Below are 26,495 nucleotides of genomic sequence, written 5' to 3' on the forward strand. Positions count from 1 at the left end.
AAACAGGTTTATTATGTTCACGGCTAAAGGGGGAACACGAGGGCTTGTCTGCACAATTCTATTTTTTTATGCAGTCGCCGGCCTCTTTTCCGGCTCTTTAAACAATACCGACTGCCAGGCTGCAGAGGCCATTAAAATTGCTACAATTCTTCCACAAAGCGGCAAAGCAGCGGTTTATGGACGCTCGGCACTGGAAGGGGTAAAAGTGGCCATAGATGATATTAACAGGACCGGAGGCATCCGGAACCGATCTCTGGAGTTAATCGTCATCGATAACGGCAGCTCGCCGCTCGGCTCCATACAGGCAGCGAAAAAAGCCATCGACCTGAATGTCTCTCTGGTGATTGGTGCCGTGTGGAGCACCCATTCCCTGGCCATAGCGCCACTGCTGCAGGAAGCAGGGATACCTATGATCAGCCCGGGGTCCACTGCTCCGCAAGTTACCCATGCCGGTTCCTATATATTTCGTGTCTGCTATACGGATTCCTTTCAAGGCCGACTGATGGCGGACTTCGCTTACCATTATATCGGAGCACGAAGCGCAGCCGTTCTGATCAACCTCAATGAGACCTACAGCCAGGAACTGGCATCCCAATTTTCTACCATTTTTCAGCGAATCGGCGGAAATATCACTCTAAAAAAAGGCTACAGAGGTTCGGCGGTAGATTTCCAGGAGATTTTAGAATCAGTCAAAGCTGCCTCACCCGAAGTTGTCTTTATCCCAGGCTATTCCAAGGATAGCGGCTTTATTATCCGGCAGGCTCACGCCATGGGAATACGTACAATATTTTTAGGTGGAGACGCCTGGGATAAAACCATTGCCGAGTATGCCGGATCGGGGCTTGAAGGAAGCTATTTTTCCACATTCTGGCATCCTGACAGATTTTCCAGCGAAAATCTGCGTTTCATCAATGCTTTTCAGGAATATTATAGCAAAACTGAAATAAGTCCCTATGCCGCCCTGGCATATGACGCTGTCAATGTATTTGCCGATGCTGTTCGGCGCGCAGGGAGTGTGAAGCCTGAAGACATTCAGGGGGAATTGCTGAAAACTAAAGGTTTTAAAGGGGTTACCGGCATTATATCTTTTGACGAATTCGGCGATCCTCTGGACAAAGGGGCATCTATTCTTACATACATTAACGGTCAATGGTCATTTTATAAATGGGTGGGGTCATCTACTTGGTACACATCGATGGTCAAATGATGAATCGGAAAAGTCTTCTCTCGAAAATTGCTCAAGCCATCTGGACTGTATTTTCCATTGTTTTGATAGTTTCTCTTCTTCTCTTCTACAGCTTTGAAAAGGGACGACGCCAGGCCCGTCTCGATCAGGTCAAGGTGCTCTTAGGTGCCGTATATCAGGAAAAAAGAGAGGATCTTGCAAATGAAATCTTTTCCGGTCACAGGGATGCACTTTCTCTAAGCTTAGAAAGCATGGAAAAGATTGAAGGAGTTACAGGCGTGGAATTATTCCAGCTTGACCGGCTCTTGCTGGCCTCGACGGGAACCTTGCCGCAAGAAGAATTCAACCTCGGCGATATGAGCCGAAACAGTGGTTATTTCTGGCAGGAATATACCCGCGGCAACCAACATTATATAGCACTCTCGACAATAATTGAAGTTGTTGGAGAACGTGTGGGATATTGCCGGATCTGGTATGATCTCTCCGCATCTTCCTCAGCAGCGCAACTGCGCATGTGGCTCATCACGGGTATCTTCTTTTTTACATTGCTGTCGTTGTCGATAATCCTCTCGTTATTGCTGACCCGCTGGGTGACCAGGCCGGTCTTGCTCTTACATGATGCTATGAATCGCGTGATGGACGGTCATCTTGGAGAGCAGCTCAACCTCACCCAGGACGATGAAATCGGACGCATGGCAACTGCTTTCAACTCCATGTCGGAAAAGCTTAAACTGCAGAATCAAAAGCTTATCACCTCCATTGACACACAAAACTCCTATGCCCGGCAGTTGGTAAGTACAAATCAGCAGCTGGCTCAGCTCAATGCCCAACTGGAGACTATTGTCGAAGAGAGGACTCAGGAATTACGCAACAGCTACAAAAAACTCGAAAAAGAGATAGACGAGAGGCGAAAATCCGACAATGAGAAAAGGATCCTGAAAGAAAGGCTTGTTCGTTCCGAGAAAATGGAGGCTCTGGGTTTGTTGGCCGGAGGAGTGGCGCATGATCTCAATAATGTTCTCTCCGGAATTGTAAGTTATCCTGATTTAATTCTGATGCAACTCGGAAAAAACAGTCCTCTGCTGCCCATGATTCTCACCATTCAGCAATCCGGTCAGAAGGCCGCCGCGATTGTCGAAGATATGCTGGTCCTGACACGACGAGGAGTAACCAACAACGAGGTGGTCAATTTTAACGACGAGGTAATAGCCGACTATATGGAATCGCCGGAGCTAAAGAAACTTCAATTTTTTCATCCTGAAGTGGCAATCGAGACCGAACTAGCTCCGGATTTGTTGAACATGCGCGGCAGCGCCGTCCATTTGAGAAAGGTGATAATGAATCTTGTTTCCAACGCGGCTGAGGCTCAACCACATGGCGGGCGAATCATCATCACTACTGAGAACCGCTTTGTCGACCAGCCATTTCAAAATTACACTCATGTCAAAGAAGGCGATTATGTCGTGCTGACAGTGGAGGATTTCGGCATCGGCATAACAGCTGAGGATCTCAATCACATATTTGAACCTTTTTATACAAAAAAGGCCATGGATCGCAGCGGCACAGGTCTGGGCATGGCCATTGTCTGGGGCACGGTTGAGGATCACCATGGCTATATAAACGTGGCAAGCATTCCGGAACAGGGCACTCGTTTCGAACTTTATTTTCCGGTAACTCGGGATCCTAAAATTGAAAAAGACAAGTCCATTGTGATCAATGATTATATGGGCAATCAGGAAAAAATACTGGTCATTGACGACATAGCCGAACAACGAAAAATTGCCACGGCCTTGTTAACTGCTCTCAATTACAGGGTAACTACTGTAAGCAGCGGTGAAGAAGCTATAGGTTATCTGCTCGAAAATCAGGCTGATATACTTTTATTGGACATGATAATGGATCCCGGCATAGACGGACTGGCTACGTATAGGCAGATACTAAAAAGACATCCGCACCAAAAGGTAATCATTGCCAGCGGATTTGCGGAAAACCAGAGGGTTAAAGAAGCCCAGCGACTTGGTGCCGGAGAATATATACGAAAGCCTTATACGATTGATAAAATCGCTATTGCGATTTCCGCAGAGCTTTCCCGGGATTCTTTAAAGACCATAAGCAACTGATTCCTGAAGATCTATTGCTATCCCAGCGGGGCTGGACGAGACACTTGGCCAGCTCAACCCGCGGCACTCCAACGGCACAGTCTCCTTTCAAGCATATCAAGCAGCAGGTAGAGGCAAAAGCCCAGCATGGCCATGCAGGAAATACCGGTGTAGAGAGCGACATAATCGGCGCGTCCCCAGGAATCCATGATGATATAACCGAGACCTTTGGTGGTGGCGAAGGATTCGACAAAAAAGAGGATAGCTACCGAGGTGCCGATGGAAATGCGCATGGCCGTCAGGATCTTGGGCAGGGCGGCGGGAAGAATGACATGGCGATAGATCTGCAGGCGGGTTGCGCCAAGGGTCTGCATGGAATAAAAGTAGTTGCGGTGGATGTTCTTGGCCGCATCCCTGGTGGTCACCAGGATCTGGAAAAAGACGATCAGGGCGATAAGAAATATTTTGGAAAAATTACCGATGCCGAAGAGGATGATGATCAGCGGCAGCAGCACCACATGGGGAATAGGATAAAGCAGATAGATAAAAGGCGACAGGCTCTTGCGCAGAGCCGGCTCCGCACCGACTGCGAGCCCGAGCGGAACGGCGGTCAGGAGCGCCAGCAGAATACCCAGGAGCGCCCGGACCATACTGATGGCCAGATCATCGAGCAGACTGCCGTCGGCCAGTTTGATGATAAGATCGTAGAACACCTGCCAGGGCTGCGGCAGGGCCATGGTCTCCAGCAGCAGCGCACTGACCTCCCAGAGCAGCAAAAGAATTGCGGCTGCTAAAAGGGTATCACGTTTCCTGCCCATTGCCCTGCCCTCCCAGGATGGTGCGCACTTCCGTGCATAAATGAAAAAAGTTTTCGCTCTGCCGGTAATCGGAACTGCCCACCTCCGGGTTGTCGACGATCTGCAGCACCTTGGCCGGCCGTCTGCCCAGGATAATTATTTTCTGGCCCAGAAATACCGCCTCTTCAATGGAGTGAGTAACCAGAACCTTGGTGATCTTCTTGGTCTTCCAGATATCCAGGATAAGATTCTGCAATCTCTCGCGAGTCAGGGCGTCAAGTGAGGAGAGCGGCTCATCCATGAACAGGATCTGAGGTTCTACGGCAAGGGCGCGGGCCAGGGCGACGCGCTGCTGCATGCCTCCGGAGAGCTCGATGGGATAATGATTCCCGAAGCCAAGCAGTCCCATATCGTCAAGCAAGGTGTTGACGCGCTCGGTGATCATGGCTTTTTCCATCTTTTGCAGGACAAGACCGAGTCCGATATTCTGCGCAACCGTTTTCCAGGGAAAGAGCCCGTAGTTCTGCAGAATGGTGCCGCAGCGGGGATTGCCGGTAATGGAAATATCACCCCGATCGGGCCGGAGCAGTCCGGCAAGCAGGAAGAGCAGCGAGGTTTTGCCGCAGCCGGAAGGCCCGATGATGGCGCAGCTGGTCTGCGCTTCGATACGGAAGGATATATCCCCCAGTACTTTCTCGACGGTTCCATCCCGGGTGAAGGAAAGATGCACGGATTCGACGTTAACCATACAGTGATCTACTCGGCAAGAAAATCGGTTGAAACCATGCTTTCATAAGGCAGCCTGCCCACCAGCTTTTTGGGGGCCAGCCAGTCGATAATAGGACCATAGAGCTCTCTGCTGAACGGTGCCGGCAGCGGATAGCGGGGTATCACATAGTCGGCAAGAAACGGTGGAATCCGTCCTTTTTCCAGGAAAAGAGCGCGATATGTCTCGGGACTGGAGTTGATGGCCTGTACGCCTTTGGTCAGGCCACGGAAAAAGGCGGCGATATCGTCTCTTCGCTCCTTGAGCACATCGCTGTGGAAAACCATGACCGTCTGAGAAAGGCTTTGTTTACTGGCTGCATCGGAAATCAGAATACGGGCACCCTTTGATACGGCAATGGAGGCCAGTGGTTCCGGCAGGGTTGCCGCTTTGACCGAATTGGAAAGCAGCATTTGCATCCTGATGGGCATCTTCTTCACCTCCACGGTCTTGATCTCGGCAGGCGTGAAACCCTGTTCCTCGAGCAGTCTGTCGGTGACATACTCGATGATGGTGGCACTGGAGACGGCGATCTCCACATTTTTCAGATCGTCTACCTCTTTGATATCCGATTTTGGTGAGGCCAGGATGGCAAAAAGGCCTTCGCCGGGAGTTTCGCCAAGGAGAAGCGAAGTGATTTGCAGGATGCCCCTGCCCTTATCGAAAAGGATGGCACCGACAGGATCGGCGACAGCGCCGTCGATTGCTCCGGCCATAAGTGCGCTGTCTCTTTCCAGTGCGCTGAGAAAGGGAATGAGCTCTACCTCGAGGCTCTGTTCGGTAAAGAAGTCTTCCTGTTCGGCGACATAGAGTGGAACAGAATCCTCGATCAACAGAACCCCTATTTTGAGAGGCGTAGCGGCCTGGACTGTGCCTGAGAGCAAAAGCAGGCAGAGAAGTATCAGTGCCTTACTCTTGAAAAACTGCCCCCAAAAACAAGAAAATGAAAAATTTATTAACATCCGTGAACCTGCCTCTATAGCCAAAGTGCTTACACCCCTCAAGGGGGTACTGTAAAGAGTCCAGCTCGGCTGGGTTAGTACCTTACTCATTCTTTTCTTGTTTCTTGGCAAGAAAGCTATGTGGCCCAAGGTTTTCATCCGGCTCAGCCGGACTAGAAAATGATTGTGTTTCATAATGTTCCGGGTAGAAATAGATTTTGATAGTGTAATTCACCAGCCTATCTTATTTTTGCTGGTTTTTCGAGTATTTTCCTTTGATTTTTTTTGCAAGCAACTGCGAATTATGGTAGTGAGAAGTCTTGACATCCGGTTCCGACTTCACCAGGCAGTCCTCTGTAGTTCCACTCTATATCGGACACAGCTTGTTTGACAAAAAGAGATGATTTTCTTTTAACTTTTGAGAATCAAATGATTTTCTTTGTCATGTTATACTTTATTGAAAGCAGCAGGAAAATTCACCTTTCCAATTATTAGAGATCTGCGCAGCTCGATGTCATCTTTTTGACACTGAACTTGCGATATGGAACAGTTATGAATAAAGAAGATTATCGCGAAATTCCCTACAACTTCACCTCAGCCGACGACAAACTGATAATCAACCATCTATTCGGCCCGGCGGTCTGGGGCAGCCTGGAAGAGTTGCGCTCCCAGAGGATCACAGGAAGATCGGCACGCCTGGTGATGCGCTTTATGGGTGATCTCTTTATCATGAGGCGCAATCCCTTTCTCTACCAGGAACTGATCGACTCGCCTCTGCGCAGAAACCAGTTTTTCAAAACAGCGGATACCGATCTGCAGATTATCGAAAACGGAGTCAAGGCTGTTGGCGTCAGCGAAAAGCGCAGCACCAAAGTCATCAACCTCGTCAACACTTGTCGAAACCGCCTGAAAATCCTGAAAAAAAGCATCACCGGGGCCAAGGCGCGCAGAGCAAAAATCAAGAAGCAGCTTGGCTCCATAATCGGCAGGGAATGCATCTCCTTCGACCCCTTCACCCTGATCAGCCATGCCACCGATGCCACGGATTGGCGCCTCTACCTGCCCGTTGCCGTTGTCTATCCCTCGGAGGAAAGCCAGGTGGCGCCGCTGCTTAAGGCTATAGCCGAGCTGAAGATGCATGCCATACCCCGGGGCGGGGGAACCGGCCTCACCGGCGGCAGCGTGCCGGTCCGGGACAACTGCATCGTCATCAATACCGAGAAACTTAATGGAATCAAACCCATCGGCAAGGTCAGCTATCTGCAGAATGACCCCACGCAGAAGGTGGAGGTTCTCAGGGCCGAAGCCGGGGTTATTACCCAGGATGCTATGGCCGCGGCGGAAAAGGAAGGGTTGGTTTTCGCCACCGATCCCACCAGCGCCTGGGCCTCCACCATTGGCGGCAACATTTCGGAAAATGCCGGAGGGAAGACCGCTGTTCTCTGGGGGACGGCGATCGACAATATTCTCTCTTATTCCATCGCCATGCCCAATGCCGGTCTGTGCACAGTGCGGCGGATCAACCATCCTCTGCGCAAGATCCTCCCGGAGGATCAGGTGATCTTCGAGGTGAAGAGCGAGGACGGCAGCTACCGGCGTACCATATCACTCTCAGGCATGGACATCCGCAAAAAGGGGCTGTGGAAAGATATCACCAACAAGGCACTGGGCGGACTGCCGGGCTTCCAGAAGGAGGGCACCGACGGCATCATAACCTCCGCCGAGTTTATTCTGCATCAGGCCTATCCCAAGAAACTCACCTTCTGCCTTGAATTTTTCGGCAATGACATGGATGAGGCCAGCCGGGTCATCGTTGAGATTTCTCAAGAGTTTTCCAATGGCGGTGCCGAAGCGCTCATGGCGCTGGAACACTTTGACGAGGAATATATCAAGGCAATCAACTACAAATTCAAGGCGGCCAGGAGTGAACGCCCCAAGGCGGTGCTTCTTATAGACATGGTCGGTCACAGCGACGAGGAGATCGGGAGGGGTAGAAAAAGATTCGAGAAGCTTCTTGCACCTTATGTCAATACCGAAGTATTTGTTGCCAAAGACAGCGATGAAGCCTCCCGTTTCTGGCGGGACCGCAAAAGGCTGGGCGCCATCGCCGCCAGGACCAATGCCTTCAAGCTGAACGAGGATATCGTTCTGCCTCTGGCGGCCCTTGCCGAATTTGCCCGCTTTGTCGATGAATACAATATCAATGAAGATATTCACAATAAGAAGGAATCCATCCACGCCACCATTGAATACCTCAAGACTGCCGTGCCTATCGAGGATCCGGACTGGCTCGAGGCAAAACTGCCCACGGCCGACAGGCTTTGCCGCGAAACCCTGGAAAAGCTGGACCTGCGTAGTATTGAGTCTATTCGTCACGAGGTTTATATCAAAAAACTGATGGATGATCTGCTTGAGCTTTTTCGGGGCTACAGCCGGGTCAGTGGTCATATTCGTGAGATTTTTGAAGATGTCCGCAAAAAACGCATCATCATCGCCACCCACATGCATGCCGGCGACGGCAATGTTCATGTCAATATTCCGGTGTTCTCCAATGATAGAAAGATGATGGGTCGGGCCGAAAAGACCGCTGAAGATATTATGGCAAAAGCCGTCGAACTCGACGGTGTGGTCAGCGGCGAACACGGCATCGGCATCACCAAGATGAAGTTCCTCGACAAGCAGCGGCGCCTCGAGCTGCAGGAATATCGCCGGGATGTCGATCCGGAAAACATCATGAACCCGGGCATGCTGGAAGACCCGTATATCATCAACAAAGTCTTTACCCCTAGTTTCAACCTGCTTGAACTGGAGGCTCGCATCCTCAAGCACGGCTCACTGGAGAGTCTCTCCTCCAAAATCGCCAAATGCGTGCGCTGCGGCAAATGCAAGCCTGACTGCTGTGTGTTTATCCCCTCAGGTAATGTTTTCTTTCATCCCCGCAACAAAAACCTGGCCATCGGCTCGCTTATCGAAGCATTGCTCTATGATATGCAGCGCTCTCACTTTCCCAGATTCAACCAGCTGAAAAACCTGCAACAGATTGCCGACCACTGTACCATGTGCGGCAAATGTCTGAGCCCATGTCCCGTTGATATAGATACCGCAGAAGTATCGGTGCTGGAGCGGGAGATTCTTGCTGAAATCGGCTATAAAAAGACTCCTGTCGCCACCACCCTTTCACTGCGGTATTTGAAAAGCAGAAACAGAGTATTCAACACGGTCTTTCGTAAAGGTGTCGTCGACTGGGGCGGCAAAACCCAGCGGCTTGGCGTCAGGATGCTGGAAAAAGCGCCGGACAGGGTAAGCCACAGCCGTAGCAACATGGTTGCGATGCTGAAGTCGCCGATGGTACCGCCTTCCGCCAGCACCCTGCGGGATCTGTTGCCGAAGTGCTCAAACAGCGAGGCGCTGCTGCTGCGGCCGGCAAAAGTTGCCGTAAAAACGGTTTTCTATTTTCCCGGATGCGGTTCGGAGAGGCTCTATGCCGATATTTCCAAAGCGGCACTCTACGTTCTTTTGAACAGCAATATCCAGATAGTACTGCCGCCTCCCTATCTGTGCTGCGGTTTTCCCTCCCGGGTCAACGCCAAAAAGAAGATGCATAACGAGATCGTTCTGCGGGACACCATTATCTTCAGCCAGATACGAGAGATGCTGGGGCACCTTGATTTCGATGCGGTTTTGATTAGCTGCGGCACCTGTCGGGAGGCTCTGCACAAAATGGGGGCCGCGGAAATTTTCAACTGCGGCATCGAGGATATATCCGAATACGTCATGCGCCTGAATCCGGAACTTTTCCGTGTGTCCGCAGAGAATTATCTCTACCATGCGCCCTGTCACGATTCCCTGGACGGCAACGGAAGTGTGCTCATTAAAAAGCTTGGAGCCGGGGTAACCCCGACACCGGATTGCTGCTCGGAAGCGGGAACCATGGCCATTTCCAGACCTGATATATCTTCTGCCATGCGCAGCAAAAAACGGGAATCGATAGCCGGCAGGATGAACGATACTGATGCAGAGCAGATCATCCTGACCAATTGCCCTTCCTGTATTTCCGGTCTGGGCAGGAATACGGATATGAAGATCAGGCCACAGCATCTGACCGAGGCGCTGGCGATCTCGGCGGGTGGTCCGCAGTGGATGGCAGAACTTGAAGCTCTGATAGCAAAATTTGAAAAGGTCACCTTTTGAAACGTTGGGTGCACTCGTGCTTAAATGATCCGGTTCAACGCCTGTTCCAGATCAGCGATGATATCGTCGACGTTTTCCAAACCGACAGCCACCCGTACCAAACCCTCCGATATTCCGGCTTCCTCTCGCTCTTCCGCAGTATACGGAGAGTGGGTCATGGAAGCCGGGTGCTGAATGAGCGTCTCGGCATCTCCCAGACTAACAGCCAATTTGCACAATCGCATGCCGTTCATAACACCCTTGCCCTCTTCTAAGCCGCCCTTCAACTCAAAAGCGACGATAGCCCCGGGAAGGCTCATGTTCTTTTTAGCCAGTTCGTACTGCGGGAAACTCTGCAAACCAGGATAGTACACTCTTTCCACCGCTGGGTGCCTCTCCAGGCATTCTGCCACTTTCATAGCGTTTGCACAGTGTTTTTCCATTCGAATTTCCAGGGTTTTCATCCCTCTGATAATCAGGAACGCATTAAAAGGACTCAGCGAAGCTCCGGTCATGTCTTTAATGCCGAAAAACCGTACTTGATCGATGAATTCCTGCTTCCCCACCACCATACCGGCAATGACATCTCCATGGCCATTGAGAAATTTTGTACCGGAATGAACCACGATATCGGCACCCAATTCCAATGGCCGCTGGATATAAGGGCTGCAGAAAGTGTTATCCACCACGACCACACACCCTTCTTGATCATGGGCAATGTTGCTGACTTCTTCAATATCAATGATCTCCAAGGTCGGATTGGCCGGCGATTCCAAGTAAATAACCCGGGTATTGGGCCTCATTGCCTTTTCAATATTTTTTGGATCTGTGGCATCTACAAAGGTGACTTCCACTCCATACCGGGTCAGACCGTGGCTCAAATAGGAAAAGGTACATCCGTACAAAGTCTTGGACGCTACTACGTGGTCTCCGGATTTAAGCAGCGTCCAAAAAGCCGATGTGATGGCACCTATGCCGGAAGCTGTGGCCACTGCAGCTTCGCCCCCTTCCAGCAAGGCGAGTTTTTCCTCCAGATGAGTGCAGGTAGGATTGCCTAAACGGGAATATATATAGCCGCTTTCTTCCGATGCAAAGCGGCGGCCCCCCTGTTCTGCATTGTCGAATACAAAAGTGGCTGTCTGGTGAATGGGAACAGTCAATGCGCCGTACTGGTCTTTTTTATACCCTCCGTGGATTGCTTTTGTTGCAAATCCTGCCTTAGCCATTATTTTTTCGTCCATTGAGATGCCTCCTTGGCATAGTTATGACAGATTAACAATTCGCAGCCTCTATGCCAAAGGAAAATGAATTAGAGAAACAGTGAATACGCCGGATTGTCGGTTTCCTCCCGATACCTGTAGCCCAGGGCGGCAAGTCTCTCCTCCAGATGAGGATCGTTACCTTCGGGAAATTCCAGGCCGACAAGGACGCGGCCGTAATCGCCGCCCTGCATGCGATAGTGAAACAGCGAGATGTTCCTGGCTCCACGGGTGGCGTCGAGAAATTTAACCAGGGCACCGGGAGTTTCCGGGAACCAGAAGCGGAACAGCCTCTCGTTTTGCACCTCCTGGGAGCGGCCGCCCACCATGTAGCGAATATGGGTTTTAGCGAGAGAGTTGTCGGTGAGATCGATATTTTCATACCCCGCTTCACTGAGTTGCCTGCTGAAGCTTTGGCGCTCCCGGGAATCGCGAATGGAGATGCCTACAAAAATCTGCGCCCTGTCCCGGCTGGAGAGGCGATAGTTGAATTCTGTAATATTGCGCTCACCCACCAGATCTCTGCAGAACCTTTTCAAGCTCCCCGGCTCTTCGGGTATGGTTACGGCAAAGAGCGCTTCCAGCTTTTCGCCGATCATGGTGCGTTCGGCCACATAGCGCAGCCGCTCGAAATTCATATTCGCCCCGGAGTTGATAGCGATCAACGTCTTATTTCTGCAGCCTGATTCCCGCACATATTTCAATAATCCAGTCATACCCAGGGCGCCGGCCGGCTCAACGATGGACCTGGTGGCCTGATAGATGGCCTTAATGCCGCCGCACAGCTCATCGGTATCCACTCTGATTATCTCATCGACAAATTTACGGCACAGCTCAAAGGTAAGATCCCCCACTCTTTTAACGGCAACCCCATCGGCGAATATTCCCGGTGCCTCAAGAGTTACCGGCTCTCCTTTTTCAAGAGATCTGGCCATGGCATCGCTGTCCTGCGGCTCGACGCCGATCACCATGATATCCGGGCGCAGCGCTTTTATATATGCGGCGATTCCAGCAATCAAACCGCCACCGCCGACCGGCACAAAGATGGCGTCCAGTTCTCCCGGGTTCTGGCGCAGCAGCTCATCGGCCACGGTGCCCTGACCGGCAATGACCAGAGGGTCATCGAAAGGGTGAATGAAGACCATGCCGGTCTCTTCTATGATCTGCCGGGCATAATCGGCGGCCTCGGAATAGCTTGCGCCGTGGAGCACCACCTCACCACCGAAATACTTAACCGCCTCAACCTTGATCTGCGGGGTGGTCTCCGGCATTATGATGAGCGCAGGTATCTGCAGTTTACGTGCGGAAAAAGCCACACCCTGAGCATGGTTGCCGGCGGAAGCGGCAAGAACACCGCGCTTTTTCTCCTCGCTGCTGAGATGGGCAATTCTGTTGTAGGCCCCGCGGATCTTGAAGGAAAAAACCGGCTGCTGATCTTCCCGTTTGAGCAGGATATTGTTGCTCATGCAGGCCGACAGCGAGACAGCCGCATCGAGAGGGGTTTCGATGGCCGCTTCATAGACCCTTGAGGTAAGTATTCTTCTCAACATTTCTTCCATCTATTTCTCTCCGATATATCTGGCGGCCTCCTGGTCGCCGGGAAGGTTGCGGGTGTGAAGGTACTTGGCGATTCGATTTTTTTCGGAACTTTCCTTTTTCTGGGCAAGATCACTTTTTGCGGATATGGAATCGATACGGACGGCAATCACGGTGCAAAGGCCCACTTCCTTAGTCTCTGCAGTGATGGACGTAAAGCTGCCACCCTCTTCATGAACACGGACAAGGGCATTGAGGGAGTCCGCCTTTTCTTCTAAATCCTCAACAAATCTGGCCCTTCCCCGAATAATCACACAGTGATAGAACTGGTGAACCTGACAGCTTGGGCGACTGCGGTCATAATCGACTCCGAGATAGGACAGTGGTATGTCCACCTCGAAACAAACTTTGTCACAGCGTTTGATGTTGTCTGTTTTTTCGCCCTTATGGGCACAGTGAAAGTAGATCGAGTCCCGGTGAAGGACATAGTTGACCGGAGTTATATAGGGGTAGCCGTCCTTCCCGAGAGTTGCCAGCCTGCCGATTCTCACCCTTTCCAGAATCTGCTTGATTTCTTCTTTGTCGGTTATTTCGCATTGCTTTCTTCGCATATCTGTATCCTGTGATTTCTTATATGTCCAGGCCCGGCTGCCGGAGGAGTTCCAGGCCGACAACCTCCTTGATCGATTCCTTCCAGCGAATCAAGCTATTGTTTTTCAGCCTATGGTAGATCGCTGCAATATTCTCGTCGTTCTGTTCTTTTCTGATGCGCTGAAGCTCGTGGGCCATTTGAGGTGTATCTTCGCTCACACGCTTTTTAATTTTATTCATCTTGCCGATCCAGATGGAATGGCTGACAAAGGGTGAGAGTTGGTCTACCAACTCTTCGATTTTTTCACTCTCGAGCATCGGCTCGATACTGATTGAGGTTTGAAAACCACGGGAGTATGCATGCCGGAGACTGGCCAGCCGCTCTTCATAGGCGGGTGCCGCCGGCTCCCAGAATTGCAGGATTCTGTTATCTATTGCGGTAATTGAAAAACGGAAGAGAATCTGCCGGCGGCTGTTGTTAAAGGTTCGACAGATTTCCTCGATGCAGAGCAGGTGCGGTTTGGAGACAATCAGTATGCTGTTGCCGGGGGCGAGAAGATTGTGGAGAAGCCGGATGCAGTCAGCGAGTATTTCCGGCTGTATATCATGATTGGCGGGAAACATGACTGTCCCCGGATACAGTGGAAAGCTCCGGTGCACATCCGCGGAACGAACTTCGGGATGCTGCCACTCGGAGGCAGAAACTCTCTTCTTTTTGACGACGCCGTCATACCGGGCGTAACAGTATCTGCAGCCATGGGAACAGCCTGTACAGCAGTCGATATCTGCCACTGCCCATTCACGGGTGCCGCGTATTCTTTTCTCAGCAGCCGTCATCTTACTCTGTGAGCAATCTCCTTTCTTACCAGAGGTCGAACAATTCCTTGATTCCCCTGTCGGCAAGCTTGGTCATCTCAATCAGGGATTCTGTGGTAAACGGAAAGCCTTCGGCGGTAGACTGGATCTCAATCCATCTGCCGTCTCCTGACATGACAAAGTTGGCATCGGTATCCGCTCTTGAATCCTCCTCATAGTCGAGATCAAGCATGGCAATGCCATCCACCATTCCGGCAGAAACCGCTGCCACCGGCAGAAGATCGGGAAGGTGAGCGATTCGGCCGTCCTCAGCCATGCCGCCTATAGCATTGCGAAGCGCCAGAGCAGCACCGGTGATGGAGGCGGTACGTGTTCCTCCATCGGCATTGAGTACGTCACAATCTACCCGGAGAGTGCGCTCGCCAATGGCCCTCAAGTCTACCATCATGCGGAGGCTGCGACCGATAAGACGCTGGATTTCGAAGGTTCTGCCGCCTATGCCTTTAGCGGTCTCCCGCCGAAATCTGGTCGAAGTGGCGCAGGGCAGCATTCCGTATTCCGCCGTTATCCAACCCTTTCCCGTGCCAATCAGAAAGGGAGGAACCTGCTCCTCAATACTGACTCCGCAGATGACATGGGTATTGCCCATCTTGATAAGAATTGAACCGTCGGCGTTAGGCTGGATGTTTCTTTCGACCGTTACCGGCCGCAGCTCGTCTGCAGCTCGATTATTTGAACGCATATTTAATCCTTTGTTAATCCGCCAGAAACAGCGGATAAATGGAAAACCATTTCGGTTTATATGTGGCTATAAATGTACCCTAAGTCTAAAGCTTACGATTATCAATAACCCTATTGCCCTTGCCGTTAAATCGTTCCAGGGTCTTCTCCTCGACCAGCTTAATGTCGACACTGATGCCGAGTTCGGTGGCCATTTTCTTTTTGATCATCTCCACCAGCCCCCGTTGTTTTTTCATGGAGTCGAAAAACATCGATTCAACAGCCTCGACCATTACCGTAAGCTTGTCTTCATTGTTTTCTCGATCGACAATGAGGCGGTAATGCGGCTCAGTGCCTTCAATGTCGAAAAGGATCGACTCTATCTGGGTGGGAAAGACATTGACGCCCTTAATGATGAGCATATCATCGGTCCGTCCCATTATCCTGCTCATCCTCTGAAATGTACGGCCACAGGGACAGGGCTCAGGGATCAGCCGGGTAAGATCACGGGTCCGGTAACGAATTACCGGAAAGGCTTCCTTGGTAAGTGTGGTTATGACCAGCTCTCCTACTTCTCCCGGTGCCACCGGCTCCATGGAGTCAGGGTCAATCACCTCGACGAGAAAATGATCCTCGTTGATATGAAGACCATTGCACTCCGCGCATTCACCGGCTACCCCCGGCCCCATGACCTCGGAAAGACCATAGTTGTCGCTGGCCCGGATTCCTAGACGCTCGTTTATCTCCCGACGCATGGATTCGGACCAGGGTTCGGCGCCGAACAGTCCGAACCTCAGGGAGAGGCCATGGGGATTGATGCCCATATCCATCATCACATCAGCCATCTTCAAGGCATAGGATGGGGTGCAAACCAGAGCGGTGGTCTTGAAATCCTGCATGATCTGAATCTGTCGCTTAGTATTTCCCGAAGAAATCGGAATTACCGAGGCCCCAAGGCGCTCCGCCCCGTAGTGCAGACCGAAACCGCCGGTAAACAGCCCGTAGCCGAATGCTATCTGGATAACGTCGTCCGCGGTGACTCCGGCACTGCAAAGAATCCTGGCAACCAGGTTGGACCAGGTTTTAATATCGTTTCTGGAATAGCCGACCACGGTGGCCGAACCCGTAGTCCCCGAAGAAGAATGCACCCGCACAACCTCACGCAGAGGCACGGCAAAGAGGCCGTAGGGATAATTATCGCGCAGGTCCTGCTTCATGGTAAAAGGCAGCCTTTTCAGATCCGATAATGAGCTTATGCGGTCATACTCCAGCTTCATTTCATTGAACTTATTACGGTAAAATGGGACATGCGTTCCAACCCTGTAGACCGTGGACTGGAGCCTTTCCAGCTGTAGCTGCTCCAGGTCCTCACGGGGCATACATTCCTTATTTTTCTCCCAGATCATGATGTTTTCCTGTGGTTCTTAAATATCTTGTTATAGAAGTGACCGATTTATACCTTAGAGATTGTTTTCTTTTTTACATGAAAAACAATCTGTCTAGTTTATATACATTATTTTCTTATCTGATTACCCTTAATCCTCAGCTCAAGGTTGGGACTGCTCTTTTCACGGGTCTCTGCAGCCCGGACGGCTGCAGCGAAGCCCCCATGGACGGTTTATGGCGTCCCGATGAAAAGAGCAGTCCCGGCCTGGGCCGAAAAATGCTGTGTTTCAGGGGTAATCAGATTTTCTTATTTACTCTAATTCTTCCATCCGTTCCCTGCCAAGATAGGCCCGCTGCACCGCGCTGTTCGCCAGCAGATCTTCGGCTGCACCCTGGGCAATGACCTTCCCGGTTTCAAGAACATAGCCGCGGTCGGCGATGGCCAGAGCCGCCTTGGCATTCTGTTCAACGAGCAGGACCGTATTGCCTTCATCGCGGAGTCTTTCAATTATCTGAAATATCTCTTTGACGATCAGCGGAGCCAGGCCGGTGGAGGGTTCATCCATCATCACCAGGGATGGTTTTGACATCAAGGCCCTGCCCATTGCCAGCATCTGCTGTTCACCGCCCGACAGGGTTCCGGCAAGCTGATCCCGCCTCTCCCTGAGGACAGGAAAGAGCTGGTATTGATGATCAAGCTGCTCCAGCAATGCCTTTTTACCCCCCTTCCGCAGGACATGCCCTCCCAGGATCAGATTTTCTTCAACCGTCATTGTGGCGAAAACCTGACGCCCCTCCGGCACCATTACGCAACCCAGTGCGGGGATTTTCGATGGAGCGAGACCGCTGATATTGCTGCCGTCAAAGATCATCTCGCCGCTGTTTGCCTTGACAAGTCCGGAAATAATGGAGAGAAGTGTAGTTTTCCCGGCGCCATTGGCGCCGATGATGGTGACGATCTCTCCGGTGTCGACATGCATGGAAATATGTTTGAGAACCTTCAGTTTGCCGTAACCTGATTCAAGGTTTCGTATTTTCAGCATATCACACCAATAGCCTTTTCCTAAAATTATATGGGATCATCTAGTCGCCAAGGTATACTTTTATAACCTCAGGATCCTTCTGGATATCAGTTGGCAACCCTTCCGCTATTTTCTCGCCGAAACTCAGGACAACAATTTCATCGGAAATGTCCATGACCAGGGACATATCATGCTCAACAAGCAATACCGTAACGCCCAGTTCCCTAATTTTGGTGATCAGCCTGCCGACCTCGGCGGTTTCATATATATTGAGCCCGGCAGCCGGTTCATCGAGCAGAATCAGAGCGGGATCCAGAGCTAGTGCCCGGGCCAGTTCAACCGCCCGCTGCAGTCCGAAAGCCAGGCTGGTAGCCTCTACATCGGCATATTGATCGATTTCAAGAAATTCAAGAAGTTCCATGGATTTTCTGTGAATCTCTTTTTCCTCTTTGACGATCCATGGCATATGAAACATCGAAGCGAGAAAACCTGCCTTGCTCTGCACATGCCTGCCCACCATAACATTTTCAAGGGCTGTCATGCCATTGAACATCTTAATATTCTGAAAGGTTCTGGCAACTCCGAGGGCGGCAACCTGATATGGCTTTTTTCCGGTAAGCTCCGTGTCTTTAAACAGGATGCCGCCGGAGGTAACGGACAGTGAACCTGCAATCAGGTTGAACAGAGTGGTCTTACCTGCCCCGTTTGGTCCGATAACCGCAGTTATACTGCCTTCCTCAACCGCAAAGGAGACGTCGTTCACAGCCTTCAATCCGCCAAAATGTCTATGGGCGTGTGAAATCCGTAGTAGCGCCATCTCTACGCCTCCTTTCCGGTGGAATTTACCCGGGCGAAAATCTTTGCCGTTTTCTCTTTGAGGTTGATGCGCAGCAGACCATTAGGTGCAAAAAGCATGATTACAATCAGAATTACCCCGAAGACCGCATCATCATAGCTGCCGAAAACTCCGCGCAGAGAGAGAAAATTGAGAATCACCGCCATTATCAGCGCCCCCCAGAGATGGGCCATCCCTCCCACCGCGACAATGGCGACATACCTTACGGATTTCATGACCCCGGCTTCGGAAGGACCGATGCTGCCGTTGTAATGGGTCATAAACACGCCCGCCACTGCCGCAAATACGGCAGAGAGAATAAAGATATTGAGCTTATATCGTGCCGTATCCACACCCATGGAATCAGCGGCATCCTCGGCGCCGTGAATGGCACGCAAAGCTCGTCCTGCTCTGGAATTGATAAGATTAACGAGAAGCACCATGCCAATGCCTACCAGAACCCAGGCAATATAGTAATTCTCAACCCTTGTGGTGAAATCACCGCTCACCGCGAGATTACCGAAAAGCGGAAAAGGCGGAACTTCGGAAATGCCGTCGGCTTCTCCGAAATATCCCGTAGCCAGAACAATTCGATAGATGATGATGCCGAATCCCAGCGTCGCCATGGCCAGGTAATGGCCCTTGAGTTTGAGAGCCGGAATGCCGATAAATAAAGCAAGCAATGCAGCGATGCTTACCGCAGCGATACAGGCAATCCCGGGACTCACCGCCACCACCATGTCGCCGTATATGTCCTGATTCTCCTTGAGAAATCCCAGAGAATCCAAGGTACGCAGCAGCGCTGTATCTTTATATTCAAGAAGGTTGCTGGTGGTCAGCGCCGCGGAGAGATAGCCGCCGATTGCAAAAAATCCGGCATGGCCCAGGGATATCTGGCCGGCATATCCCATAACCACACAGAGGCCGATTACCAGCAGACTATAGTAGGCGGACATGGTCATCTGGGTGAGATAATACAGGGTATCTGTCCAGCTGGTCAGAAGCTGGACACAGATAACAAAGACTGCAAGTGGTATTAATGGCAGATATTTTTTCATAACATCAAAATTCTTTCAGACCGGCGGCGTCTTTGGAACCAAACAAACCATGCGGGCGAACAAAAAGTATCAGCAGCAATATGCTGATGGAGATGGCTTCCTGAAAGGCAAGAGGGAGCACCGATACAGAGAAGGCCTCGATGATCCCCAAGAGGAGTCCGGCAATCACCGCTCCGCCAGAGCTTCCCAGTCCGCCGAGAATGGCGACGGTAAATCCTTTTATGGCCAATTCTGTTCCTATGTTGTATTGCGAATAGGTAATGGGCGACATGACACTCCCCGCCAGCGCCCCCATCCCCGCACTCACCATAAAAGAGAGGGTCACCATATTTTTGGTATTTATGCCGCAGAGTACGGCGGCGGTTCTATTGGAGGCACAGGCGCGCATTTCACGCCCCACCGAGGTCGCCTTGAAAAATACGCCCAGCAACAGCATCATGGCGGTACAGGTAGCCAAAACCCAAAAAACCTGAGGCGATACATGAGCTCCGGCAATCTCCACGCTGGTAATTTCATCGCCGATAAAATAGGGCAGCGACCGCACCCCTTCTCCCCAGATATGCAGAGCAACCTCGCGGATCAGGATGGAAACCCCGATGGTGATAATGATCAAACGCAGGACACTGGGGCTCTCCAACCAGCGGATAAAGACCATTTCAATCAGTGCGCCTATGATCACGGTTACGACGACCGCACCACAGATTGCCGCCGGCAGGCTCATATATTCGAGCAGACTTATCGATATCATACCGCCCAGCATGACAAATTCTCCCTGGGCAAAATTGATGATACCGGTGGTATTGTAGATGATGTTGAAACCTATGGCGACAATGGCATAGATTGCCCCATAGGTGATACCGGCAAAGACGTATTGAATGAAAAGTTCGACTGTCATAAATAACACGCGGTTCGGGACCTTACAGTATCCCCTTTTCCGGAATTTTTTCCTGCAAAAGGCAGGTGAGGAGAATCCCTAAGACACCAGTTGTAATTAAGCAAAAAGATCTCAGAAAAAAAATGGTTTCCGGTCATCTGATAATCTCCTAAAAAGTAGCCACGATGTCAGATGGATGGATAAAAAGTTCGATATACAAGGATCAGGTTTTTGGCAGGCCTTCGACAAGACAGGAAGTATGCCGAAGTCCTGCCAAAAACCTGCAACGCGGGGGATCCGGCTTTCTCGAAGTCGGAGTTTATGCCCGTCCGGGTGCTTATTGCGACGCCATCATCATCCAGTTATCCGACAAAAAAAGGGCCGGGTTCAAACCCGGCCCTGGTTCAGGAGGTGAGGATGACTTAATTTTCCCGGTATTGAACGAACTTGCCGTCTTTCACCGTCATCATTTCAAAAGCATTTATATCCAGACCGCTATGATCCTCAGGAGTGAACTGGAAAATTCCACCGGTGCCGACAAAGGACATGTTCTCAATATTTTCGCGTACCTTCATTTTATCGGCAACACCAACTTCCTCAAGCGCCTGCACCAATATCATCATGGCATCATAGGCATGTCCACCGAATGTACTGACCGGTTCGCTGAATTTAGCCTCATAGTCTTGCTTATACTCCACCAGGACCTTTTTTTGTGGATTGGAATCATCCAGGGTCTCGGCGATCAACAGGCGCCCCGCCGGAAAGATCACCCCTTCCATGGCCTTGCCGCCGACTTCGACATATTTTATATTACCGAAGCCATGACTGAGATAGAGCGGCACATCCCAATTTGCCTGTCGCATATTTTTGGCAAGAATGGTCTGCGCAGGGACAATCGACCAGTTGATGACGGCCTCAATTTCCCCTGTGCCCTTCCACTTGGCCACCAGCGACGACAGATCCGTCACATTGGGGGCATATACTTCGCTGGAAATTACGGTGATGCCATATTCCGGGGCCAGTTCTTCGGTGAACATCTTGCCCAATTTACCGAACCCTGTACCGCCTGCCGCTACACCGATTTTGGAGATATTATTCTTCTGCATGTGCTCAAGAATCTTGCGAACCGCCAGGCTGTCGTTCTGAGGTGATTTATAAACAAAGCGGGCTACCGGATCGACGATCATTTTGCTGGAGGCGCAGGAAATCAGCAGCGTTTCCGATTTTTCGCACAACCCTTTTATGGCCATGGTGGAACCTGTTCTGGTGGGTCCTAGAATGGCAAAGACCTTTTCCTCTTCTATAAGCTGTTTGGCATATGAAACCGCCTTCTCTTTCTGTCCAGCGCTATCCTTGATGATCAGTTCGATCATCTCACCATTGATGCCTCCCCTGGCATTGATGGACTCAACCAGCATCTCCAGGGTATTAGCCTCAGGAACTCCTAGAAAAGCCGTTGGGCCGCTCACGGACAGAATTGCCCCTATCTTCAGGGTATTGGCCGAAGCTACGCCGCAAAGCGCAATGCATGACAGCAGTACAACCGCTATCTTGGAAACCGATCTTTTCATATTTTCCCCTCCATTTACTTGTGATCAGGCTAAAAACCCCAGTCCCTGCCCTCTCACAATATTAGTACCTTACTCCCCGAAAGCCGACACATAAAACAAGAAAATGGAAACAGTCTCTAAAGCCGTCAACTTACACATACTGCCAAGGTCAGCTCAGCTGGGTTAGTACCTTACTCCTAAACTTCTGTCACTCAGTTCAGTACCCCCTTGAGGGGTGCAAAAAACAGAAAGTAGAAATGTATTTAAAAACTTAAAGTTGGATATGCATGCAAGGTACTTGCTTGCCTTTTACCGGCGTTAGTACCTCACTCAATTAAGCCGACATAAAACAAGAAAACGGAAACTCTTTTCAAAGGGCTTATATTCACTGCCAAGGTACTTATGCCCCTCAAGATATTGACAAGAGTCCAGCTCCGCTGGCTAAATACAACCGTTTTTTCTGTGCCGGATATCTTTCACAGTTCGCAGATCTGGGCGCCGGACAAGGTGGTGATACCTTTATTCTGCAGCACCTCAAGAGCTTCATCAACATCCTCAAAGCGAAAAATCATGACCGCATTCTCCCCGCTTTTATTAACGAAGGCATACATATATTCAACATTGAGTTGAGCTGCTTCGATAATCTTCAAAACTGAGGCCAGACCGCCTACCTTGTCCGGGACTTCCACGGCAATGACGTTGGTTCTGCCGACAGTGAAACCACCGTTCTTCAATACCTTTTCAGCCTCTTCCACTTTATCGACAATCAGACGTAATATGCCAAAATCGGCGGTGTCCGCTAGCGAGAGCGACCTGATATTAATACCGTTATCTGCCAGAACTCCGGTAATTTCCGACAGACGCCCCGATTTGTTCTCTAGAAAAATTGCAATCTGTTCAACTTTCATTCCACCCTCCATGATCAGATTTTGCGATTATCGATTACCCGCTGGGCTTTGCCCTCACTTCGCTGTATGGTTCTCGGTTCTACCAGTTTAACCTTGCAGGTCACTCCAAGCATGTCCTTGATCTCGGCCTGGATTCTTGCGCTCAGTTTTTCCAGGACACGAATTTCATCGGAGAAAATTTTGGTGCTGACCTCGACCTGAACCAGCATGGTGTCGAGATTGTCCTGCCGTTCGACAATGATCTGGTAGTGCGGCTCAACACCATCAATGCCCATAAGAACATGCTCAACCTGTGAGGGAAAAACATTGACGCCACGGATGATCAGCATGTCATCGGTTCTGCCGGTCACCTTCTCCATACGCACCAGGGTCCTGCCGCATTCGCAGGTATCATAAATAAGGCGGGAGATATCTTTGGTTCTGTAGCGGATAATGGGAAATGCCTCCTTGGTCAGCGTGGTGAAGACGAGTTCGCCCTGCTCGCCGGGTGGCAGTACCTCTCCGGTTTCCGGATCTATTATTTCCGGCAGGAAGTGATCTTCAAAGACATGCATGCCCCTGGTGGTCTGCAAACACTCCATTGCCACTCCCGGCCCCATGACCTCGGAAAGTCCGTAAATATCCACGGCCTTGAGGTTGAGCTTGTTCTCCACCTCCTCGCGCATATTCTCACTCCAGGGTTCGGCTCCGAAAATACCGACCCTGAGCGACAGTTTAGTGCGGTCAACCTGCATCTCATCCATGGCATCGGCAAGGTTGAGCGCATAGGATGGGGTGGAAAGCAATACCGTCGAACCGAAATCCTTCATGATTGTAATCTGTCTCTTGGTATTGCCACCGGAGACGGGAATGACTGTGGCTCCCATCTTTTCTGCACCGTAATGGACTCCGAGACCACCGGTGAAAAGACCGTAACCATAGGCATTATGCACCATATCGTTTTTGTCAGCGCCGGCACAGGTAAGCGCCCGGGCCATAATCGAGGCCCACAGCTCGATATCTTTCCAGGTATATCCTACCACCGTGGGCTTGCCCGTGGTGCCCGATGAGGCATGCACCCTGACCACCTGGTCCATGGGCACTGTAAACATGCCGAAGGGATAATTGTCGCGCAGATCTTCCTTCACGGTGAAAGGCAGCTTCCGCAGATCGTCGAGGCTTTGGATATCCTCCGGCCTGATCCCCTTCTTCTCCATTTTGTCGCGATAGGGCTTTACCGTCTTGTAGACCCTGGCGACAAGATGCTGAAGCCGCTTTAGCTGGATGGACTCGAGGCCTACCCGTGGCAGAGTTTCTATCTCTTCTTCCCAATAGAGTGCCGACATAACTTCTCCCCCTTACACACCGGCCTTTCTGCCTGCGGCAAAGGCCTTTAGATTAACTTCCCGAAACCGCTCCGGAACCCGATTTTCAATAACCTCAATACAAACAGACGGATCTATGGGCAGATATGGCGACAGGGCACCCACCATGACCACATTGACGGTTTTTACCTCGCCCACTTCCCTGGCTATATCGAGGGCATCTACGGTGATTACGGAAATATCATACTCAGCCAGCACATCGAGAACATTGTCGGGATAGGTCGTCTGTCCGGTAGCCACAGAGGGCGGCAGTATTTTCTGAGTATTGACGATAACCTTGCTGCCCCTGTGCAGATAAGGGAGGTAGCGGGCCGCCTCCATCATTTCGAAAGCCATCAGAATATCGGCCTTGCCCGGTTCAATCAGCGGCGAATAAACCTTGCTGCCGTAGCGCAGCTGGGCGGTAACCGAGCCGCCGCGCTGCGCCATGCCGTGAACTTCACTTTTTTTGGCGTCGAATCCGGCGGCAAGAAGACTGTAGGCCGTTATTTCACTGGCCAGCAAAATTCCCTGTCCGCCGACCCCTGAGAAGAGGATGTTGCCTTGCTTATCCATTATTCCTCCCCCCGAGTGATGGCATGAAACTTACACAGTGAGGCACACTGGCCGCAGTCATTGCACAATATTTCATCTATTTTTGAAATCCCTTTTTGTTTCTTTTTATATCCCCGTTCTTCCGCCTCGCCTTCAGCGAAAGGAGTCCAGCTTATGGCCGGACAGCCCAGCCTGATGCAGGCCATGCAGCCGACACAGTTCTCCTGATTGGTAAAGTAGGAAACCGGCTTTTTCAACTTCATCTCCGGCAATAGCACGCACGGTGCCTGGGAGATTACAACGGACATCTCTTCCAGGGCAACGGCCTCTTTGAGCACCTTCCTTGTTCCCGGAACGTCATGGGGATCGACCACATAAACGTGACGAACTCCAACCGAGCGGCACAGGGCCTCCAGATCGATGGAGTGGGCCGCTTCTCCTTTTATGCCGGTGCCCGAAGTGGGGTTAGGCTGCTGTCCCGTCATTGCGGTGATTCTGTTATCCAGAATGATGAGGGTAGAAGCCGAGTTGTTATACACCGAGTTGATCAGCCCGGTGATGCCCGAGTGGATGAAGGTGGAATCCCCAATCACCGAGACAACTTTATCGTGCGCCCCCTCACCAAGTGCCTTGGCCATGCCATGAGCTATGGACACCGAAGCCCCCATGCACACCGTGGAGTCCATGGCGGAGAGCGGCGGCAGAAAGCCCAGGGTATAGCAGCCGATATCGCCGGAGACGAACAGCTTCATTCTGGAGAGGTTGAAGAATATGCCCCGATGCGGGCAGCCGGCGCACATGTTGGGCGGCCGCATGGGCAGCTGCGGAGCTTGGAAAAGCTCCGGTCCGGTAGTTTGCTCGATGGCATTGCGCACTATCGAGGTATTCAACTCCCCCTGTGCAGGAATCAGGTCTTTTCCTGTGCAGGCGATGCCCATGGCTTTGACGTGCATCTCAAGAAATGGATCAAGCTCTTCCACGATGACGAGTTCGTCGACGCTGTCGGCAAAGCGCCGGATCATTTTCTCCGGCAGGGGCCAGCACATGCCGAGCTTGAGGACAGCGGCATCGGGAAAGGCCTCCTTGACATAGAGGTAGGAAACACCGGAGGTGATGAAGCCTCTTCTGGTGTCACCTTCTTCAATAACGTTATAGGGTGCTTCCTCAGCTATTTCCCGGCATTTAATCATCCGTTCTTCGACAGCCACCCGCCTTTTTTTGGCATTGCCCGGAAGCATGACAAATTTGGCGGGCACCTTTTCAATGCCCACTCCAACCGGAGGGTTTATCCTCTCGCCCTTTTCCACGATTCCCTTCACATGGGCAATCCGGGTGGTTATCCGCATAAAAACCGGGGTATCCAACTCCTCACTGAGCTGGTAGGCATACCCCATAAACGCTTTGGCCTCGGCGGGATCGGAGGGTTCCAGCATCGGCAGCTTTGCGGCAAAGGCATAATTCCTGTTGTCCTGCTCGTTCTGAGAGGAATGCATTTCAGGGTCATCGGCCGTTATGATCACCAGCCCTCCCCGTCCACCGGTATACGAAGCGGTAAACAGCGGGTCTGCGGCGACATTGACGCCGACATGCTTCATGGTGGCCAGCGCACGGGCACCGGCAAAGGAGGCGCCGATTGCTACCTCGAGACCAACTTTTTCATTGGGAGCCCATTCGGTATATACACCTTCATAGCGGCAAAGGTTCTCCATTATCTCCGTTGACGGAGTCCCTGGATAACCCGATGCAACGGTAACTCCCGCCTCAAAGGCCCCAAGAGCAATTGCTTCGTTGCCGGACATCCAGAACATATTATCTTTCATAGTCGTTACTTCAACTCCTCATATCTATTGTTAAAGCGAGGGAATAACAGACATACCGGAAACATGACATTCCAGACTGCATGATATGTACATCTCAAACTGCGATTGTTATTTACGGGAAAGAGATGCAACTACTCGCAAAATAAAACAAAATACTTACTCTGATTTCCCCACTTGTAGCAAGCATTTTTTCAAACCAATCCCCCTGTTTACCCAGTGATAAAGCGACAAAAGCAGAACCGGCGCCCCAGAGGTTTTTTCAC

The 26,495-nt window shown here is 51.2% G+C and carries 21 protein-coding genes; 3 read left to right on the top strand and 18 right to left on the bottom strand.

What is annotated here, in order from left to right; all coding sequences use genetic code 11:
* The first annotated feature begins 13 nt into the window (after positions 1 to 13).
* Together JWG88_RS10730 and JWG88_RS10735 are read left to right on the top strand one after the other, a co-directional pair.
* A complete protein-coding gene (locus tag JWG88_RS10730) occupies positions 14 to 1,207 on the top strand; it encodes an ABC transporter substrate-binding protein (RefSeq protein ID WP_205233723.1) in 1,194 nt (397 codons plus the stop codon).
* Entirely contained in the window at positions 1,204 to 3,306 is a 2,103-nt protein-coding gene (locus JWG88_RS10735) for an ATP-binding protein (protein WP_205233724.1), read from the top strand. Before JWG88_RS10730 ends, JWG88_RS10735 begins: the two co-directional genes overlap by 4 nt.
* 53 nt (positions 3,307 to 3,359) lie before the next feature.
* On the opposite strand, the gene JWG88_RS10740 is transcribed toward JWG88_RS10735, so the two are convergent.
* Genes JWG88_RS10740 through JWG88_RS10750 form a run of 3 tightly spaced genes read right to left on the bottom strand, consistent with a single transcriptional unit; the run spans position 3,360 to position 5,810 of the window.
* Entirely contained in the window at positions 3,360 to 4,103 is a 744-nt protein-coding gene (locus tag JWG88_RS10740; RefSeq protein ID WP_205233725.1) for an ABC transporter permease, read from the bottom strand.
* The gene (locus JWG88_RS10745; RefSeq protein ID WP_205233726.1) at positions 4,087 to 4,830 is read right to left on the bottom strand and encodes an ABC transporter ATP-binding protein; all 744 of its coding nucleotides are present in this window, start codon (positions 4,828 to 4,830) and stop codon (positions 4,087 to 4,089) included. The genes JWG88_RS10740 and JWG88_RS10745 overlap by 17 nt, the downstream gene beginning before the upstream one ends.
* An 8-nt stretch (positions 4,831 to 4,838) precedes the next feature.
* The gene (locus tag JWG88_RS10750; protein ID WP_205233727.1) at positions 4,839 to 5,810 is read right to left on the bottom strand and encodes a MetQ/NlpA family ABC transporter substrate-binding protein; all 972 of its coding nucleotides are present in this window, start codon (positions 5,808 to 5,810) and stop codon (positions 4,839 to 4,841) included.
* A gap of 531 nt (positions 5,811 to 6,341) precedes the next feature.
* On the opposite strand from JWG88_RS10750, the gene JWG88_RS10755 reads away from it, so the two are divergent.
* Positions 6,342 to 9,980 carry a DUF3683 domain-containing protein gene (locus JWG88_RS10755; RefSeq protein WP_205233728.1) on the top strand — a complete coding sequence of 1,213 codons (3,639 nt, stop codon included), beginning with the start codon at positions 6,342 to 6,344 and terminating at the stop codon, positions 9,978 to 9,980.
* 20 nt (positions 9,981 to 10,000) lie between these two features.
* Here the strand turns inward: JWG88_RS10755 and megL are convergent, their stop codons facing one another.
* From megL to iorA, 15 genes are all read right to left on the bottom strand, one after another.
* Complete coding sequence (gene megL / locus JWG88_RS10760) at positions 10,001 to 11,200, bottom strand: methionine gamma-lyase (RefSeq protein WP_205233729.1); 1,200 nt, start codon at positions 11,198 to 11,200, stop codon at positions 10,001 to 10,003.
* Between the two features lie 68 nt (positions 11,201 to 11,268).
* A complete protein-coding gene (gene ilvA, locus JWG88_RS10765; RefSeq protein ID WP_205233730.1) occupies positions 11,269 to 12,777 on the bottom strand; it encodes a threonine ammonia-lyase, biosynthetic in 1,509 nt (502 codons plus the stop codon).
* Complete coding sequence (locus JWG88_RS10770; protein ID WP_205233731.1) at positions 12,778 to 13,365, bottom strand: pyridoxamine 5'-phosphate oxidase family protein; 588 nt, start codon at positions 13,363 to 13,365, stop codon at positions 12,778 to 12,780.
* A gap of 19 nt (positions 13,366 to 13,384) precedes the next feature.
* Positions 13,385 to 14,182 carry a radical SAM protein gene (locus JWG88_RS10775; protein ID WP_205233732.1) on the bottom strand — a complete coding sequence of 266 codons (798 nt, stop codon included), beginning with the start codon at positions 14,180 to 14,182 and terminating at the stop codon, positions 13,385 to 13,387.
* A gap of 25 nt (positions 14,183 to 14,207) precedes the next feature.
* Entirely contained in the window at positions 14,208 to 14,903 is a 696-nt protein-coding gene (gene rph / locus JWG88_RS10780; protein ID WP_205233733.1) for a ribonuclease PH, read from the bottom strand.
* A gap of 85 nt (positions 14,904 to 14,988) precedes the next feature.
* The gene (locus JWG88_RS10785; RefSeq protein ID WP_205233734.1) at positions 14,989 to 16,287 is read right to left on the bottom strand and encodes a phenylacetate--CoA ligase family protein; all 1,299 of its coding nucleotides are present in this window, start codon (positions 16,285 to 16,287) and stop codon (positions 14,989 to 14,991) included.
* Between the two features lie 291 nt (positions 16,288 to 16,578).
* Positions 16,579 to 17,310, bottom strand: a complete 732-nt coding sequence (locus JWG88_RS10790; RefSeq protein ID WP_205233735.1) for an ABC transporter ATP-binding protein — start codon at positions 17,308 to 17,310, stop codon at positions 16,579 to 16,581.
* Between the two features lie 40 nt (positions 17,311 to 17,350).
* Positions 17,351 to 18,106, bottom strand: a complete 756-nt coding sequence (locus JWG88_RS10795; RefSeq protein ID WP_205233736.1) for an ABC transporter ATP-binding protein — start codon at positions 18,104 to 18,106, stop codon at positions 17,351 to 17,353.
* A gap of 2 nt (positions 18,107 to 18,108) precedes the next feature.
* The gene (locus JWG88_RS10800; protein WP_205233737.1) at positions 18,109 to 19,182 is read right to left on the bottom strand and encodes a branched-chain amino acid ABC transporter permease; all 1,074 of its coding nucleotides are present in this window, start codon (positions 19,180 to 19,182) and stop codon (positions 18,109 to 18,111) included.
* Between the two features lie 4 nt (positions 19,183 to 19,186).
* The gene (locus JWG88_RS10805; protein WP_205233738.1) at positions 19,187 to 20,077 is read right to left on the bottom strand and encodes a branched-chain amino acid ABC transporter permease; all 891 of its coding nucleotides are present in this window, start codon (positions 20,075 to 20,077) and stop codon (positions 19,187 to 19,189) included.
* 401 nt (positions 20,078 to 20,478) lie between these two features.
* On the bottom strand, positions 20,479 to 21,627 hold the full coding sequence (locus tag JWG88_RS10810; protein WP_205233739.1) for an ABC transporter substrate-binding protein: 1,149 nt from the start codon (positions 21,625 to 21,627) through the stop codon (positions 20,479 to 20,481).
* 455 nt (positions 21,628 to 22,082) lie between these two features.
* Positions 22,083 to 22,514, bottom strand: coding sequence for an ACT domain-containing protein (locus JWG88_RS10815; RefSeq protein ID WP_205233740.1), 432 nt, complete (start codon positions 22,512 to 22,514; stop codon positions 22,083 to 22,085).
* A 14-nt stretch (positions 22,515 to 22,528) separates the two neighbouring features.
* The gene (locus tag JWG88_RS10820) at positions 22,529 to 23,839 is read right to left on the bottom strand and encodes a phenylacetate--CoA ligase family protein (RefSeq protein ID WP_205233741.1); all 1,311 of its coding nucleotides are present in this window, start codon (positions 23,837 to 23,839) and stop codon (positions 22,529 to 22,531) included.
* Positions 23,840 to 23,851: 12 nt separating this feature from the next.
* A complete protein-coding gene (locus JWG88_RS10825; protein ID WP_205233742.1) occupies positions 23,852 to 24,433 on the bottom strand; it encodes an indolepyruvate oxidoreductase subunit beta in 582 nt (193 codons plus the stop codon).
* The gene (gene iorA, locus JWG88_RS10830; protein ID WP_205233743.1) at positions 24,433 to 26,232 is read right to left on the bottom strand and encodes an indolepyruvate ferredoxin oxidoreductase subunit alpha; all 1,800 of its coding nucleotides are present in this window, start codon (positions 26,230 to 26,232) and stop codon (positions 24,433 to 24,435) included. The genes JWG88_RS10825 and iorA overlap by 1 nt, the downstream gene beginning before the upstream one ends.
* Between the last annotated feature and the right edge of the window lie 263 nt (positions 26,233 to 26,495).

The sequence above is a fragment of the Desulfopila inferna genome (genome assembly GCF_016919005.1).
GTDB lineage: Bacteria > Desulfobacterota > Desulfobulbia > Desulfobulbales > Desulfocapsaceae > Desulfopila_A > Desulfopila_A inferna.

Bases quoted from the DNA above. Each gene is read 5' to 3' on its own strand.
- iorA (WP_205233743.1), bottom strand. From the start codon at position 26,232: ATGAAAGATAATATGTTCTGGATGTCCGGCAACGAAGCAATTGCTCTT.
- ilvA (WP_205233730.1), bottom strand. From the start codon at position 12,777: ATGGAAGAAATGTTGAGAAGAATACTTACCTCAAGGGTCTATGAAGCG.
- JWG88_RS10795 (WP_205233736.1), bottom strand. From the start codon at position 18,106: ATGGCGCTACTACGGATTTCACACGCCCATAGACATTTTGGCGGATTG.
- JWG88_RS10805 (WP_205233738.1), bottom strand. From the start codon at position 20,077: ATGACAGTCGAACTTTTCATTCAATACGTCTTTGCCGGTATCACCTAT.
- JWG88_RS10820 (WP_205233741.1), bottom strand. From the start codon at position 23,839: ATGTCGGCACTCTATTGGGAAGAAGAGATAGAAACTCTGCCACGGGTA.
- rph (WP_205233733.1), bottom strand. From the start codon at position 14,903: ATGCGTTCAAATAATCGAGCTGCAGACGAGCTGCGGCCGGTAACGGTC.
- JWG88_RS10770 (WP_205233731.1), bottom strand. From the start codon at position 13,365: ATGCGAAGAAAGCAATGCGAAATAACCGACAAAGAAGAAATCAAGCAG.
- JWG88_RS10810 (WP_205233739.1), bottom strand. From the start codon at position 21,627: ATGAAAAGATCGGTTTCCAAGATAGCGGTTGTACTGCTGTCATGCATT.
- JWG88_RS10740 (WP_205233725.1), bottom strand. From the start codon at position 4,103: ATGGGCAGGAAACGTGATACCCTTTTAGCAGCCGCAATTCTTTTGCTG.
- JWG88_RS10730 (WP_205233723.1), top strand. From the start codon at position 14: ATGTTCACGGCTAAAGGGGGAACACGAGGGCTTGTCTGCACAATTCTA.
- JWG88_RS10775 (WP_205233732.1), bottom strand. From the start codon at position 14,182: ATGACGGCTGCTGAGAAAAGAATACGCGGCACCCGTGAATGGGCAGTG.
- JWG88_RS10800 (WP_205233737.1), bottom strand. From the start codon at position 19,182: ATGAAAAAATATCTGCCATTAATACCACTTGCAGTCTTTGTTATCTGT.
- JWG88_RS10785 (WP_205233734.1), bottom strand. From the start codon at position 16,287: ATGATCTGGGAGAAAAATAAGGAATGTATGCCCCGTGAGGACCTGGAG.
- JWG88_RS10755 (WP_205233728.1), top strand. From the start codon at position 6,342: ATGAATAAAGAAGATTATCGCGAAATTCCCTACAACTTCACCTCAGCC.
- JWG88_RS10815 (WP_205233740.1), bottom strand. From the start codon at position 22,514: ATGAAAGTTGAACAGATTGCAATTTTTCTAGAGAACAAATCGGGGCGT.
- JWG88_RS10735 (WP_205233724.1), top strand. From the start codon at position 1,204: ATGATGAATCGGAAAAGTCTTCTCTCGAAAATTGCTCAAGCCATCTGG.
- megL (WP_205233729.1), bottom strand. From the start codon at position 11,200: ATGGACGAAAAAATAATGGCTAAGGCAGGATTTGCAACAAAAGCAATC.
- JWG88_RS10745 (WP_205233726.1), bottom strand. From the start codon at position 4,830: ATGGTTAACGTCGAATCCGTGCATCTTTCCTTCACCCGGGATGGAACC.
- JWG88_RS10825 (WP_205233742.1), bottom strand. From the start codon at position 24,433: ATGGATAAGCAAGGCAACATCCTCTTCTCAGGGGTCGGCGGACAGGGA.
- JWG88_RS10790 (WP_205233735.1), bottom strand. From the start codon at position 17,310: ATGCTGAAAATACGAAACCTTGAATCAGGTTACGGCAAACTGAAGGTT.
- JWG88_RS10750 (WP_205233727.1), bottom strand. From the start codon at position 5,810: ATGTTAATAAATTTTTCATTTTCTTGTTTTTGGGGGCAGTTTTTCAAG.